The organism is Klebsiella sp. 2019SCSN059, assembly GCF_021739525.1.
Lineage (GTDB): Bacteria > Pseudomonadota > Gammaproteobacteria > Enterobacterales > Enterobacteriaceae > Klebsiella > Klebsiella quasipneumoniae.
Window position 1 is genome coordinate 108,185 of the sequence record NZ_JAKKOM010000012.1, and the last position, 14,209, is coordinate 122,393.

A 14,209-nucleotide genomic window follows, 5' to 3' on the forward strand; every position below is an offset into this window, starting at 1 on the left:
ATGGGGCATGTATGACGATTATGATGAGCGGGAGGACAATGTCGCGAGTTTGCCATCAGTTTCTTATGGACAGTTAAGGGAGAGGCACTTTGTTATTGCAAAAAGATGAACTCGACGAGTTTAGTTCACGTGCGGATGAATACATCATCACTGGTGATCACGTTTCATTATCTGCTTTAGTCGAAAGTTTTACAGAACGGGATTTTACCTTTACTCACCCTTTCTATGAGGCACATTTTCTTTACTGCTTAGGAAATTGTTACTCTAAACTGTACGAAACACGTAAAACGGAGTGGTATTCAGATGATTTGATGAAATCTGTCATATTCTACCGGAAAGCTTTATATGCATTACCTAAAGCAGATTGGAGAGAACACGAAAATAATATCCATGCATATAATAATCTTAGATCTATGATCGAGACAAATTTAGCTAATCACCTTTCATCACAAGGCAGAACGCTATGTAGCATTACCCATTATGATAAGGCTATTTCTATAGATAATAATCTTGTTGCCATTATAGCAAAGGCCAGTAATGAAATTTTTCTTGGACATTCACTTTATGATAACGGTCATGCAGAATATCATTTTCTTGTAGCTTATAAACTTTTAAAAAAAGCAATTGAGAATATCAGTCAGTTATCTCCTGAGCAAAGAGGGCCGCTAGAAAAAGGCGGCAGATTATTCAATTTTATAAGATGGTTTGAGGAGTCATTCGAATTATCGGCTTTCGATTATTTTAAAGATTATACTGAAATAAACATATCCAGAAAACAGAAGGAGTATTTAGAGTGGTGTGCAAATAACCGACTCTTTCTTAATGACTTGAATGATTCATGTGAATATCCGATCACTTATCAGGATGTTTTCGAATTACCCTCATTTATTCAATCGCTTAATGCTTCTCTCACTATGAGCGACGAATTATCTTATCATGGTAATTATGACGAGTTAAAAAATGATTACTGTTATGCCCGGTACTTGATTTTTTCTTCAAAAGATATACCAGATGATACCCCGCATATGTTTAACTCAACATATCACCAAATTGAAGATATGACTTACTCAATTAATAATCTAAAGGTTGCTCAATATAAGTCAGCATTCAGGATAGTATATTCACTTTTTGATAAAATAGCATATTTAATTAGTAGGTTCTTTGATTTAAATGAACTGAAATATGATAAGAAAATCAGCATGGATAATTTGTTCCGTGACTTTACAGGTGGTAATAAAAAGTGGAGGCCACATAAAAAACTTAAAGATAGCGGCAATCATTTTATCCATGCTTTATTTTATATATTAAAAGATATTCGTAAAGTCGGTGACTCTGATTTAGTAACGAAATGGTTAGATCCAGATGCAGTGGCATTTGCAGACATTAGAAATGCTATGGAACACCGGTCATTAAAAATAGTTGATGATTTTGGCTATGAACTTGCAACATCGCATAATAATTACAATGATGAAGAGTTTATAAAAATGCAGGAAGAAGCTAGTACACTTTCAGAAGAAATTAGAGAGATTGAATTAAATATTGATCAAGCCAAAAAAGATGGTGATTATTATACAACTCAACAGCTTGAAGGGGAAATTAATAATAAGAAGTCAAAGCTCATAGAATTAAAATCAAAAATTTATGAAAAAGAAAAGCTATCTTCTCACTCTCTTTTAATCCCAATAAGCCAATTTGAAAAAAGACTTATGCAACTCATTGGATTAGCAAGAAATTCAATTATCTATTTATCATTAGCTATCTATTTTGAAGAGCGCAGTCGTCCAAAAGATGGTATTTACCTGCCAATAGATGTGCCGTTAAAGAAATTTTTATGATTGTTTTTCGAACATTTATAATGTCAAGTTCGGCTCACGTTTGTTGATGGCTGCATGATTTGATTATATGGTACCAATGAATACTGTCAGTTCAAGTTTGAGTCAATATAGTAAAGTTACATGATTTTAGATGCTTTCAGACAGCCGCTAAATATGCGGCTGTTTCGAGGGGGGAATGAGCTTGTCTAATTTACTGAATATCTGAAAATATTTTTAAAATAATCATTTTCTGTTTTTCCTTCTGGCGTGTTTAAATCTCTTCTTATTTTCTTTTTTGTGTTCTTTATCCTTTTTGGAACGCTTAAAATTATTAATGAATTTGTTTTTGTTAAAGATTTCATATGGTGGAGAGATAGAGGGCACCTCGAATTTAACTCCTTCTAATTGAGCAAAGTGAATATCGTCAAATATATTCGATTCATTTATGTCTAGGGCTATTTTTGTATGTCTGTCATGGATTTCTTCTGTAAAAAACAATGTGCCATATTTAAGAAATGCCCCAGCAAATTCGAGCTCATCTGCTGATAAAATTTTACCATGAACTAATCGTCTTTCGCGAAGATAAGTTACGAAAAATGACCAGTCTTTTTCAACGTATTGAAGACAGTCTAATAAGTATTTTAGGTCACTAAAATTTATTACTAATGGGTATTTAGCTTCTTCGTCTTTGTCAAGTAATAACGTAAGGTTTGTAGCTAATGCTCCAAAATCATCTTTAGTTATGCAAATACTATAAATCTCATTTATCTCCCTCCCATCTATTTCTGCAAGAAGTTCACCTTTCTTCGTATATAACGGTGTGATATCTTTTCGCTCAAGTAATTTCTCAAGGTTTCGGGCTTGATTGTATCCGCTCTGAATACCAGACTTTTTCTTAAAATCATCGCTAATACGTTTAAACGCTCTCTCTGGATCCCTTAGTGGTTCTCTTCGTGGTGATGCTTTAGCCTCAATAACAATTGCCACTCTTTCATGTATGATTAGTAAATCATGCTCATAAGTTGATTTGTTATTTTCAAATACACTTTCGAATATCAACGCATCTTTTGGAAAGAATTTCCGGAACATTTCAGCAGTATCTTTTTCTAAAAGCATGTCTCTATGCTTTCTAAATTTGTCTGAAATTGAACTTTGTTTTAATAAATTCTCGAAGTTGATTTGTATAGCTAAATGTAAAAAATTCATTGAGCACAGATAAAATAATTCATTATCTTCAGTAAGGATCGGGCTAGATAAAACTGGATTTTCATCAGTTATATAATGGATCTCATTGGTTTCACCTTTTTTAATCACAAACAAGTTTTTAAAGGATTGAATTACATCAGGTGTGAATTTCTCTTCTAACAAATCGAATTTGAAACATGAGATATAATTCATTCTTTCAAATACTTCTGCCATTTTAGGTTTGCATTTACAAACCAACTCTTCCTCTATGATATTATGGTCGATGTTCGGAGAACTGAATGCTTTAATTCGTAACTCTTCGATTTCATTGATTATAGTTGAGATTTCATCTATATTCTTTTGAAGCAAATCACCTATTGCATCTGCGATTTCTACAGCTTCAGAAATATTCAATCCGCTTTTAGCTTTAAGTTCAGTATTGAATTTTTCAAATGAATTCAAGTTTTCTAAACGAATTTGTTCGGATGCGATTTTTGGAGACTCAAAGAAATAACTTAAGAAACTGAGCGCTGAGATATCTCGATTTTTTAACCATTCTAATTCACCTACCATTTCTTTTGCTGTCGGTATATATGCATTTAGATATTTCCCGAAAATTTCATTTAATAGTGAGTTTATTTTTTTCATGCAATCATCACTACAGTTCTTATCTTCTTCCGTTTGTTTTTGAGATGCTAAAATACCTAAAAGATATAATGTTTGTCTTGAGGGTGAGTGCAATTCGACAGTTTTGTTAAAACGTCCAAATTTAATTAGCACCATAAATAAATTATTGCATATATCTCGGAGTTTCAATCCATGAGTGGTTTTTTTTAACTGTTGGATTTTTGTATCTAAAGATAAAAACTTAGATTTAGTCACTGATTGATGATCCTCTTATTGTTCTGGAAAATGCAAGATGATGTACAAAAATGCACGATCTCATGAAGATAGTATAACTTAATGCAGAGGCGGCAGAGTAATGGTTCTGATATGTTTGATTGTTGCATAAAAACTCATGTCTTTTGCGTGCGCAGGTGACGGGGGGCAAGCCCCCGCAAGCGGGTCAGAGTAGGGAAGGCGGCAGAATACGCAATTTGACGGTTTCTGCGTCACGGTGAGCGGTCGTTTTGGTTGGAGGCATGCCCTTTGCTGGGAAAAAGCAGCGACGCGCAGAGGGGCGCTGATGCGGGATTTTTTCAGCAGAAAAGATGAGGCCAGCGAAAACGCTGGCCTGTTATAAATGGCTGATGTTGTTTAAAGAAACTGAGTTTTCTGGCGGTTATTTCTCAGCGGTAAGCAATGCGTAAGGGTTAAAGCGGATCACTTCTTCTCCGATCCACTCATTGACCACCTTCAGCGCCTCCATTACGGGCGTCAGCTCGTTGATAGCGTAGACCCGGGCGGCTTTCTCGATATCCCCAAATGAGCCGTTTCCCTCTGGCATGGCGCCCATCAGCTGCGGCGGGATACGGTGCGCTGCGAGTATGTCGTCACGTGTGGCGTTCTTAATGTTGATAAACTCATCTTTCGCCGTGATCTGCTGGAAGGGGAGGATTTGCACGCCGTCTTTGCCGCCGCCTGGCGCATGCAGCAGCAGGTTTTTAAATGCCCCTTTCCCACGCGCACCGGTCAACGTCTCTTTGACTGCCTTCATGCTTTTATCATCAACCTGTCCAGCGCCAATATAGACAATACATCCAGCATGCGATCCGTTGTCGTAGTACAACTTACGGAACATGTCAGCGGAGTGGGCCAGGCTGGCGGCCAGCAGTGCTGCCATATATTCCGGCATACCGTAGACCTCCTGATTAATATCAGGGTTCAGAACGTGACAAACCGTTCCTGATTTGAACGTGTGCTCTTCTTTCCAGCGCCGGATAAACCAGTATTGATCGAGATCTGTGCTCCCACGCCGGGTGTACTTCGCAAGAGAGTGTTTGAAGGGTAGCGGGCCGCCCAGGCGATTACGCGGCAATTCGAGATAGGCATTGCCAAACGTGAACCAGTCCAGCGCAAACGCGGAAAAGGTCTGGCGATTGAGCAGCTTGTGCGGGATAAAGCAGCCGGTGAGCACATTTCGTTTGAAATACAACGCCGACTCATGCCAGGCGCTCTGACGTGGAGCTTTAGCCAGCCCGTAAAAGTCTACTGGCGTCTCATAGTATCGCCCGTTGTCCATGCAATAGAGATTGTCCAGCAAATCGGCCATATCCCGCACGGGATAAGGTCCGTCAAAGCTGAACGCTGTCAACGCGGGATCGGCCTTCAGTGACTCCACAATGTCAGGGCCGGCGGTGCTGGCTATCGGCTTTTTACCGTATTTCTTTTTCAAAGTTACCATCCCATTGCGAAACCACCGCCGCCACTTTCCTGGCCCAACGGTTCATTAATAATCGAAAGCATGGTTGCCCACGCCATATCACCATGGCTTACGCCGCGCGATCGGTCCGTTTCGTAAGTGATGAAACCGCCGGGCGTAACAACTTTGCGAACAGCGTTGAAGGCTCTGACCAGACCCTGCTCGCTGCGGTCATATTCCCAGCGGCCGGCGCGTATGACCTGCAACATTTTGAGGACAAGGGCGCGCTTGGAAGAGAGGCTCATCTGGTAGCAAATAGCCGCCGGGAACCAGTTTTTAACAATCTGCCAGACCGCCTCCCCGACGCCTTGACCGTCAATGGCGATGTGAGTGACGTTGTAGCGCTCGGCAGCCTCTTTGATGACCGCCGCCTGCTGTTCAAACTCAAGCCCTCGCAGTTGCTTCAATTCAACCGTGCGAAACCGGCCGCCGGCCACAAGGGGAGGGACCGTCACGGACAGAGCACCGGCATCACCATTGCCGCTGCCGCCGTTGGCGTCGTAGCCCAGCCACACCTCACGTTGCCCCATAGGGCGACTGGCGAACGGTTTCCAGTCGGGCCAGTCGTCATACCCGTCAGCGCCGCACCCCAGTAACTGGCTAAGATTGAACGCGCTTTCGCCGTCTTTGACGAACTCGCACATGTACAGGTTTTCAAATTCATCAGGGCTGTTTTCGTCCCGGATTTCATCAATGTCGGTGTAGTCCCAGCCGTTATTGATAGCGTCCTGAATAGTGACGATCTGCCGCCACGTTTTATCCGGGTAAAGCACGCCGCTATGGGTTTTCTTCCATGAAACGTCAAAGTCAACGCGCTGCGCTTTAGGCCGTTTCGCATTCCATCGATCGCCGGTCCAGAACTGATAGGCTTCATGGCTTTCGCTGGATGGCGTGGAGAAGTACGTGCGTGTTAAGCCTTTGAGCGTTGCCATGGCGCCGGCAACTTTGCGCAGGTTGATAAAGTTTCCTGTCCAGAAAAACTCATCAAATCGCAGGTGGCCGGTGTACGACTGCGCCGTCGCCGCCGACGTCCCGAGAAAATGCAGCTCCGCGCCGTTTGACAACGTGATTTGCTCACCACCTTTAAGTTCGACGTCCACCTCTTCAGCCGCTTTACGGATGAAGTTGCGGAACTGGAGCGCCTGCTTGCGGGACGCCGACAGAAAAATTTGGTTGCGCTGATAGTCGTGCTTAACGTCCGTTCTCAGTGCGCCCAGTAATGCCTCGCGGGCAAAGTACCAGGTTGCCCCGATCTGCCGCGATTTGAGGATCATCCGGTTACGCTGATCTCGTTGTTCGTACCAGCCGCGCTGGTGCCATGCGAGAGAGTCGAGAATTTTTAAGCGCAACGCCTCGATCTGCTCCTCGGAGAAGTGATTTTTCTTCTTGCGACGACTGGTTTTTTTTACGCCGGTGATAGTGGAAGCCTGCCCGGTATCTAGCTTTTTCAACTGCCGGGTTAACAGGTCAATCTCTTTGAAATCGCCACTGGTTTTATTGTCTTTCGCGCTCAGTTGGCAGAGACGGGTGTCAATGGATTGCGTCACCCGTTTGATGGGCGTTGTGTCATCCCATGCGTCGCGCTTTTTCCACGAATAAACCGTGTTTGAGTTGATGCCCATGAGTCGCGAAATTTCGGCGGGCGGGTAACCCTGCCAGTAGAGCTGTTTTGCCCTTAATCGAATAAACGCATCCTGAATCATCACTTCCCCCTTTTGAGCAGGGAGATTACCTGCGCGCGATCCCCGCGGCTCGGGCTTTCAGGTCTGGCCGTTCTCCGACAACAAAACCGCGTGGCGCCGGGCTTTCAGGCTCTGCGATGATGCAGCGACTGACATAAATCAACAGGATAAAACGACATGGCCAGCACGACTAAACCCGCCCGCAAAAAGTTTCGCGTTGCGGTTTCCGGCGCCACCGTTGACGGGCGCGAGATCCAGCCGCAGCACCTCCGCGATGCAGCGGCGAGCTACAACCCGGCCGTTTACGGCGCCCGCGTGAACGTGGAGCACTATCTCTCCATGCTTCCTGACAGCAATTTTGGCGCCATGGGGGATGTTGTTGCTTTAAGCGCGGAGGATATCACCGAAGGGCCGCTGGCCGGTCGTACGGCGCTCTATGCCGAGATCGACGCTTCGGCACGAATGAAGCAGCTCACCGATGAAGGAAAAAAAATCTATTCCAGTATTGAGCTGCATCCGCAGTTTGCCCTTAACGGTAAGGCGTATGTGGTCGGCCTGGCGATGACGGACACCCCGGCAAGTCTGGGGACTGAGCGCCTTAAATTTGCCGCGCAGCAGCGCGCGCAGGTGATGGCCTTCAATAACCAGCAGATCGAGGCGCCGCTGTTCTCTGATGCGCTTGAAGCTGAAGTGATCGAACTGGCCGCTCATCGCAGCGAGGAGGGCGTCAACTGGTTCAACCGCGTGATGGGCATCCTTGGTAAAGGCCAGAAAACCGACGATCAGCGGTTCAGTCAGTTGCATCAGGTTGTTGAAGCCGTTGCTCAATCTCAGGCAGACCAGATTGACCGGTTCAGTGCCCTGGAACAGGACCGCCAACAGGATAAAGCCACCATTCAGCAACTGACCAGCGAACTTAACGAGCTGCGCGGTCAGCTTCAGCTCCAGCCCGCAGAAAATTACAGCGCACGACCGGCGGCAACCGGCAACAGCAGCGCGCAGCTTGCAGACTTCTAAGAGGTAACCATGGAAAACCAGACCCGCGAACTATTTGATAAGTACATTGTGCGCCAGGCACATCTGAACGGTGTCTCACCCTCAGCCGTTGCCAATCGTTTCAGCGTCGATCCGACTATCCAGCAAAAACTGGAACAGGCCGCCATGGAGTCGGATGACTTCATGAAGCTGGTTAACCACTTTGGGGTTAAAGAGCAGGAAGGACAGAAAGTAAAAATTGGCAGTAAGGGACCGATGGCGAGCACCAATAACAGCTCGGACGGCACCAACCGCCGTAACCCTGCACCGAACCATAACAAAGAGCCGCAGAACTACCACTGCCGCAAAACCAACTATGACTATGCGCTTTCGTATGCGGAGCTGGACGCGTGGGCCGGTCACCCTGAATTTCAGTCATTAATCAGTAATGCGATGGCCCGTCAGCTGGGGCTGGATCGCCAGATGATTGGCTTTAATGGCACGCATTACTCTGAAAACTCCGACCGCACGACCTATCCGTTATTGCAGGATTGCGGCGTTGGCTGGCTGCAAAAGATACGCAATGAGGCGCCGCAGCGCATTATGCCAGGTATCACGCTGACTTCCCGTGATGAGAATAACGCGGTAATTGCGTCAGGCACCTACGGCAATATTGATGCCGCCGTGCTCGATGCACGCCACAGCCTTATGGATCCCTGGTTCCGCCGCGCACCCGGTCTGGTGACTGTGCTCTCGTCCGATCTGCTGCTGAAAGTGAACCTGCCGAAAGTGAACGCGCTCAGCCAGACCAATCCGAATACCGAACTACTGGCCGCGCAGCTCATTGTCAGCCAGGAAAAGATCGGCGGCCTGCCGACGGTCTTTGTTCCGGGCATTCCTGAAGATGTCGTGCTCATCACCAACCTGAAAAACCTCTCTGTGTACTACCAGAAAGGCTCCCTGCGTCGCTCTATCCGGGAAGAGCCGCACTACAACCGCGTGGCGACTTACCAGTCCAGCAATGATGACTATGTCATTGAAGAGTACGGCATGATTGCCATGATCGACGGCGTGACATTCGCCTGATAATCCCCATCACATGGCGGGCAGCAAGCCCGCCCAGGAGAATGAACCCATGCTGACACCGGCACAAAGACACTTTCAGAAGGTCATGGCAGAGAGGCGGGGCATCAGTGATGAGCGTGACGCGGAGACGCGCACTGCGCATGAGCAGATCCTCTTTCGCCTGCATATGCATAAATCTTCGCTAAGCCAAATCCAGTCCCGCCAGGCGAAGGCCGCTGTAAAGGCCAGCATCCTTCCTGAGTTTCAGGGATGGATTGACGGCACGATCGAGGGCGACAGCGGGCGCGCGGATCCGGTCATCACCACGCTGATGGTGTGGGCGGTGGACTGCTCCGACTATGCGCTGGCGCTGCGTATCGGGCGCTATGTCGTTAAGCATGGCCTGAGCATGCCGGATGACAACTATCGCCGCCCGGCACCCACGGTACTGGCCGAGGAAATCTGCAATCCCATTCTGAACCTCGCCACCACGGACGCCGGAGCCGATTTGTCAGGCTATATCCCCATGCTGGACGAGCTGGCCGAAATTGTGGCTGACAGTGATATGCCGGATGAGGTCCGCGCGAAGCTGTGCAAGGTGAGGGCGTTTTGCCGTCGCGACACGGAAGACGCGGAAACCAAAGGCGAAGCGCTGAAACTCTTCCGGGAAGCCATGAGCCTGAACCCGGGTGCCGGTGTGAAACGGGAGATCGCTTCTCTGGTCAGCGCTTTGAAAAAGGCGCCGCAGACCAGCGCGGCAAGTGGTGATGCGGAAGATGAGACTTCATCCAGCGATACAGCAGCAACCGAAACACCCGCAACAGAAAAAGCAACACGAACGCGCAAGCAGACGAAAACGGCGGCCGGCACTCAAAAAGCCACCCGCAAAACGGCGGCAAAAAAGACAACGAAAACCGCCACAAAGTAAACGCCTGAGCGTAATGAACTGGCCCCGCGCCACAGGCGGCGCGCCCGGCGATCTGCCCGTAATGCGGTCTTTTTACCGGACGCCCACCGCCTGACCTACAGGAGAAACGACGATGAGTTTTATCGCACAGCGCCCCGTCAGACCTGCTGAAAGTGATGTGACAGACGTGGACGACGGCGGCGCACAGATTGCCATCGGAACTTTCTGGCCGACGGTAAAACTCCACGATCTGCGCCTGGCTGCCCGCATCGCCGGTGACATTACAACATCCCGATTAATGCATATGGCAACGGAGGCCGCGCTGCATGTCGCGGATCAATTGAAGGACTGGCGCAAGCAAAGGGAAGCGGAAGGCGCGGAGTCACTGGCTTCTGTACTGCTGACTTCCGCCGGTGAACCTGTCGAGCAGATTAACGGCGAAAGCGCAAAAGTTTACCGCTTCCGGCGTGCGGTCTACTCCTTCACGCGCGCCAGCGTACTGGAGGGTTACAGGGATGTTGGCACCACGCCAAAAGGTGACAAAGACGCCGAAGCCCTGGACAGGCAAATAGATGATCTCTGGCGGGACGGGCGCTGGAGTATCGCTGACATTCGGGAAGAAGCCCGGATCTATGCGGAGCTGTTCTGATGAAAGTCAGGGCGCTGCAAAACGACACGGTTGATCAGCTTTGCTGGCGTCATTACGGCAAAACCGCAGGTGTCACGGAGAAGGTGCTCGAAGCCAATCCGGGACTGAGCAACCAGATATTTTTGAATGCCGGGCAGGAGATCGAGATGCCCGTGATAACCAGCGAGGTGGAACGGGTAACCGTCCAGTTATGGGAATGACTCTGGATCGTATTAACGAATATTTTGCGTTTGCGACATCCGCCCTGGTGACCGGCGTAGGCGTCATGACCGTCAGCGAAAAACTGGCGCTGGCTGGCCTTCTTCTGGGGATTGTTTCCGCCGTCCGGCTGGCGATTCACCGCCGCCGCATTGAGCAGGCCAGCCAGCGCCGTAACGATTTGATAGAGCAGATTCTCCACCAGGCGGAAACCCGCAACCTTTCGGACCGCGAGCGGCAGCTGCTGGAGCAACTGCACGGGGATAACCCGACATGAAGAACATCATCAAAAAATGTTCGATTGCGGTGATTGTGGCCCTTGGTATTTCGCTGGCGCCCGGGAGCGTCAGAACATCGAAAGAAGGGCAGCAGAAAATTGCCGGTTGGGAAGACTGCCGCAGCACGCCTTATTACTGCACGGCGGGCGCTCTGACCATTGGTGTCGGCTCCACGGGCGGCGTGGAAAACCGCGAATACAGCAACCAGGAAATAGCGCGGCGCTGGGTTAACGATCTGCAACGGGCTGAAAACTGCATCAATAACAATTTCCACGGCGCCGACATGCCCCAGCTCACCTTTGAGGCCATGACGGATGCCGCCCTGAATCTGGGCTGCACCGGGCTGATGTGGTTCACCGATAAAAACGGACGCAAGCAGAGGACCACGATCTGGAAGCATGCCCAGGCCAGACAATGGCCGCAGATGTGCAACAGGCTGACTGATTTCGTCAATGTGGGCGGTAAGCGCTCCGCCGGCCTGGTTAACCGGCGCAATGATTTTAAAGCCTGGTGCCTGCTGGGCCTGAGTACGCCGTCATGAGGGCGGGCAGTGTGATTGTGATGCTTGTCCTTCTGGCTGCTGTCTGGTGGCAGACCGACCAGCTGAGCGAGGCCAGGACCCGCAACAAGTTGCTGACCGAAACGGCGACCGGTTACGACCAGGTTATCCAGGAAGTGAAAGCGACCGCCATACAAACCCATAAGTTACTGGCAGAGGTGAAAGTCCGTGAGCAACAGCGTAATGCAGAAGGGGAGCGACGACGTGAAGCAATGCAGGCCGCGTTCAATGGTGACACGTGCGCTGTTACTCCTGTGCCTGACGCTGTCAGTCGTAGCCTGCAAAAACGCGCCGCCCGCGCCGGTCATTCAGTTGGTCCGTGAACCCGTCCCGGAGAGCCTGACCGAAGAGACGCCACGCCCGGCGCTGGATAAGCCAGTGACCTGGGGCGCGGTGGCGATATTCAGCGACAGGCTGATGGATGCGCTTGATGCCTGCAATGCTGACAAAGCGGCGATCCGCCAGTGGGACAGTCTGCGCCAGAACACCCGAAAGGAGCCATAAATGCTGAAGATAAACACACTCCGCGCCGCCATAGAGAAAGCAAATACCTGGTGCCGGGCGAACCCGGAAGCCTGGACGGTGTTTGTTGAAGAGGGTGGCATTGAAACCACCGGTGAAACACCGTCTTTCATGTATCGCTATTCTCTGGTGCTGTTCGTCATGAACTACGCCGGGAGCATTGACGACTTCACGCTGCCGCTGATGGCCTGGCTCTGGTTTAATCAGCCCGATCTGCTGCTGAACCCGGATAAAAACCAGCAGATTAAATTCACCACGCTGATTAACAACGACGACACCGCCGATCTGATGTTTGAGCTGCCGGTGCGTCAGCGGGTACTGGTGCAACTGGATGAAAACGGCGTGCCGTATGCCGAGCATTTGCCGGAGCCGCGCCCGCGCGTGCTGGTCCCTCACGCCTCTGGTTGGGGGCTGGTATTTGAAGGCATGCTTCAGGAGGCCGGAGCGTGAGCGATCGGATGTTCAGCGAGCTGGATCAGGTCTTTCAGGACATTCTCGACGGCGTCAGCCCGGCGGGGCGCACCCGTACCGCGCGCAAAATTGGCCTGGCAGTGCGCCGCAGTCAGCAGCGCCGTATCGCGTCGCAGAAAAACCCGGACGGCAGCGGCTACGCGGTACGCCGCCGCAAAGTTTACCGCACCCAGCAGGGGATCAAGTTCTTCTGGAATAACGAGGTGCGGGCGCTGAAAAACTGGCGCGGCGGGCGCGGTAAATATGGCCGGACAATCACTGGCTTTGACGAGAAGCGCCGGGATATCCGCACATTTTACCGGGCCGATATCGAGCGGTATCTGGAAATCAAAACGCAATCAGCGACGCATTCAGAGACAAAAAAAGCACCGATGTTTACCCGCCTGCGTACCCTGCGTTTTATGAAGGTCAGACCGGACGCGGGCGGCGTTACCGTAGGATTTGATGGCATCGCCGCACGCATTGCTCGTATTCACCAGTACGGCCTCAAAGACGAAGTTGGCCCGGGCGCCTACGCGCAGTACCCGGCACGCGAGCTGCTGGGCATGACTCCGGCAGACCTGAGCGCTACGGAAAACGCCGCTATTAGCAGTCTGGGCGGTGCGTCATGAATGCTGAGCTGATGCGCCTGCTGGAAAACATTCTGCGCCAGGGGGTGGTGGAGCAAATCAGCGCCGACAAGAAAGCGGTGCGCGTTCGTTCCGGCAGGTTGCTGACCACCTGGATCCGCTGGAACGTGACCCGCGCCGGGGTGTTCAGCATCTGGCTGCCGCCTTCGATAGGGGAGCAGGTCTGGATCGGTTGCCCGGGTGGCAACCCTGAAAACGCGTTTGTGATTGGCTCTGTATACAGCGCAGATAACCCGCCAACGGGCAGCAGTCTGCTGGAAATCAGCATCACCGCACCGGATGGCGCGCGCCTGCATTACGACGCCGCTGACGATGCCGGAGCGCTGTCCGTAACCGGTATTAAAACCGCGCATATCCAGGCAGAAACCCGCGTCACGCTGGACGCGCCCGAGGTGGAATGCACAGAAAAACTTAAAGCGCGCACTTTCGAACTGACCCACGGCGGAACGATGGCCGGTGATGTGATCCATTCCGGCGGCGTGTTGCAGTCAAACGGGATCACCGTGCACGAACATAAACACGGTGGCGTGCAGTCTGGCGGGAGTACTACAGGAGGCCCGCAATGACAGCCAGTTATACCGGGATGAACCCGGAAGGCACCGGCGCGCTGACCGATCACGATCAGCTCTGGCAGTCCGTGACAAAAATCCTCACCACGCCAACAGGCTCGCGTGTGATGCGCCGGGAGTTTGGCAGCGCGATCCCTGATTTGCTCGATGCGCCGCAGAACGCCGTCACCCGCATGCAGCTGATGGGCGCCGCCGCTATCGCGCTGGCGCAGTGGGAGCCGCGGATCAGCCTGACCACCGTCAACGTGGTGTTTTCAGAAACAGGCGCAGTGACCGCCGAGCTGAGCGGGACCATCACGGAAACCATGACAGAAACCAGCAACACCATCAGGTTAAGGAGCTAG

17 protein-coding genes are annotated in these 14,209 nt (G+C 50.3%); 14 read left to right on the forward strand and 3 right to left on the reverse strand.

All coding sequences use genetic code 11. The features are described 5' to 3' along the window. Positions 1 to 89: 89 nt before the first annotated feature. The gene (locus L2I46_RS14730; RefSeq protein WP_236947983.1) at positions 90 to 1,835 is read left to right on the forward strand and encodes an LA2681 family HEPN domain-containing protein; all 1,746 of its coding nucleotides are present in this window, start codon (positions 90 to 92) and stop codon (positions 1,833 to 1,835) included. 222 nt (positions 1,836 to 2,057) lie between these two features. On the opposite strand, the gene L2I46_RS14735 is transcribed toward L2I46_RS14730, so the two are convergent. The 3 genes from L2I46_RS14735 to L2I46_RS14745 form a co-directional block, all read right to left on the reverse strand. Then, entirely contained in the window at positions 2,058 to 3,881 is a 1,824-nt protein-coding gene (locus L2I46_RS14735) for a hypothetical protein (protein ID WP_139118282.1), read from the reverse strand. Positions 3,882 to 4,281: 400 nt separating this feature from the next. Continuing rightward, entirely contained in the window at positions 4,282 to 5,343 is a 1,062-nt protein-coding gene (locus tag L2I46_RS14740; RefSeq protein ID WP_064175402.1) for a phage portal protein, read from the reverse strand. Continuing rightward, on the reverse strand, positions 5,337 to 7,064 hold the full coding sequence (locus L2I46_RS14745) for a terminase large subunit domain-containing protein (RefSeq protein WP_004213105.1): 1,728 nt from the start codon (positions 7,062 to 7,064) through the stop codon (positions 5,337 to 5,339). The genes L2I46_RS14740 and L2I46_RS14745 overlap by 7 nt, the downstream gene beginning before the upstream one ends. Before the next feature lie 156 nt (positions 7,065 to 7,220). On the opposite strand from L2I46_RS14745, the gene L2I46_RS14750 reads away from it, so the two are divergent. The 13 genes from L2I46_RS14750 (at position 7,221) to L2I46_RS14810 (ending at position 14,209) form a co-directional block, all read left to right on the forward strand. Continuing rightward, positions 7,221 to 8,060, forward strand: coding sequence for a GPO family capsid scaffolding protein (locus L2I46_RS14750; protein WP_004213106.1), 840 nt, complete (start codon positions 7,221 to 7,223; stop codon positions 8,058 to 8,060). Positions 8,061 to 8,069: 9 nt separating this feature from the next. Further along, on the forward strand, positions 8,070 to 9,104 hold the full coding sequence (locus L2I46_RS14755; RefSeq protein ID WP_004213107.1) for a phage major capsid protein, P2 family: 1,035 nt from the start codon (positions 8,070 to 8,072) through the stop codon (positions 9,102 to 9,104). A gap of 49 nt (positions 9,105 to 9,153) precedes the next feature. Next, positions 9,154 to 10,011, forward strand: coding sequence for a phage terminase small subunit (gene gpM, locus L2I46_RS14760; protein ID WP_023287465.1), 858 nt, complete (start codon positions 9,154 to 9,156; stop codon positions 10,009 to 10,011). Between the two features lie 112 nt (positions 10,012 to 10,123). Beyond that, the gene (locus tag L2I46_RS14765) at positions 10,124 to 10,639 is read left to right on the forward strand and encodes a head completion/stabilization protein (RefSeq protein WP_023339940.1); all 516 of its coding nucleotides are present in this window, start codon (positions 10,124 to 10,126) and stop codon (positions 10,637 to 10,639) included. Beyond that, positions 10,639 to 10,839 carry a tail protein X gene (locus L2I46_RS14770; protein WP_004131559.1) on the forward strand — a complete coding sequence of 67 codons (201 nt, stop codon included), beginning with the start codon at positions 10,639 to 10,641 and terminating at the stop codon, positions 10,837 to 10,839. Before L2I46_RS14765 ends, L2I46_RS14770 begins: the two co-directional genes overlap by 1 nt. Continuing rightward, positions 10,830 to 11,114: a hypothetical protein gene (locus L2I46_RS14775; RefSeq protein ID WP_064175404.1), complete on the forward strand. Its 285-nt coding sequence runs from the start codon at positions 10,830 to 10,832 to the stop codon at positions 11,112 to 11,114. The genes L2I46_RS14770 and L2I46_RS14775 overlap by 10 nt, the downstream gene beginning before the upstream one ends. Next, positions 11,111 to 11,656 (forward strand): lysozyme, encoded by a 546-nt coding sequence (locus L2I46_RS14780; protein ID WP_064175405.1) that lies wholly within the window; start codon positions 11,111 to 11,113, stop codon positions 11,654 to 11,656. Before L2I46_RS14775 ends, L2I46_RS14780 begins: the two co-directional genes overlap by 4 nt. Before the next feature lie 20 nt (positions 11,657 to 11,676). Continuing rightward, on the forward strand, positions 11,677 to 11,997 hold the full coding sequence (locus L2I46_RS14785) for a DUF2570 domain-containing protein (RefSeq protein ID WP_236947986.1): 321 nt from the start codon (positions 11,677 to 11,679) through the stop codon (positions 11,995 to 11,997). Next, positions 11,987 to 12,178, forward strand: a complete 192-nt coding sequence (gene lysC, locus L2I46_RS14790; protein WP_064175406.1) for an Rz1-like lysis system protein LysC — start codon at positions 11,987 to 11,989, stop codon at positions 12,176 to 12,178. Before L2I46_RS14785 ends, lysC begins: the two co-directional genes overlap by 11 nt. After that, positions 12,179 to 12,646 carry a phage tail protein gene (locus tag L2I46_RS14795; RefSeq protein WP_032445025.1) on the forward strand — a complete coding sequence of 156 codons (468 nt, stop codon included), beginning with the start codon at positions 12,179 to 12,181 and terminating at the stop codon, positions 12,644 to 12,646. Continuing rightward, the gene (locus tag L2I46_RS14800) at positions 12,643 to 13,278 is read left to right on the forward strand and encodes a phage virion morphogenesis protein (RefSeq protein ID WP_116954701.1); all 636 of its coding nucleotides are present in this window, start codon (positions 12,643 to 12,645) and stop codon (positions 13,276 to 13,278) included. The genes L2I46_RS14795 and L2I46_RS14800 overlap by 4 nt, the downstream gene beginning before the upstream one ends. Continuing rightward, on the forward strand, positions 13,275 to 13,862 hold the full coding sequence (locus L2I46_RS14805) for a phage baseplate assembly protein V (protein ID WP_048299357.1): 588 nt from the start codon (positions 13,275 to 13,277) through the stop codon (positions 13,860 to 13,862). The genes L2I46_RS14800 and L2I46_RS14805 overlap by 4 nt, the downstream gene beginning before the upstream one ends. Then, a complete protein-coding gene (locus tag L2I46_RS14810; protein ID WP_017898624.1) occupies positions 13,859 to 14,209 on the forward strand; it encodes a GPW/gp25 family protein in 351 nt (116 codons plus the stop codon). The genes L2I46_RS14805 and L2I46_RS14810 overlap by 4 nt, the downstream gene beginning before the upstream one ends.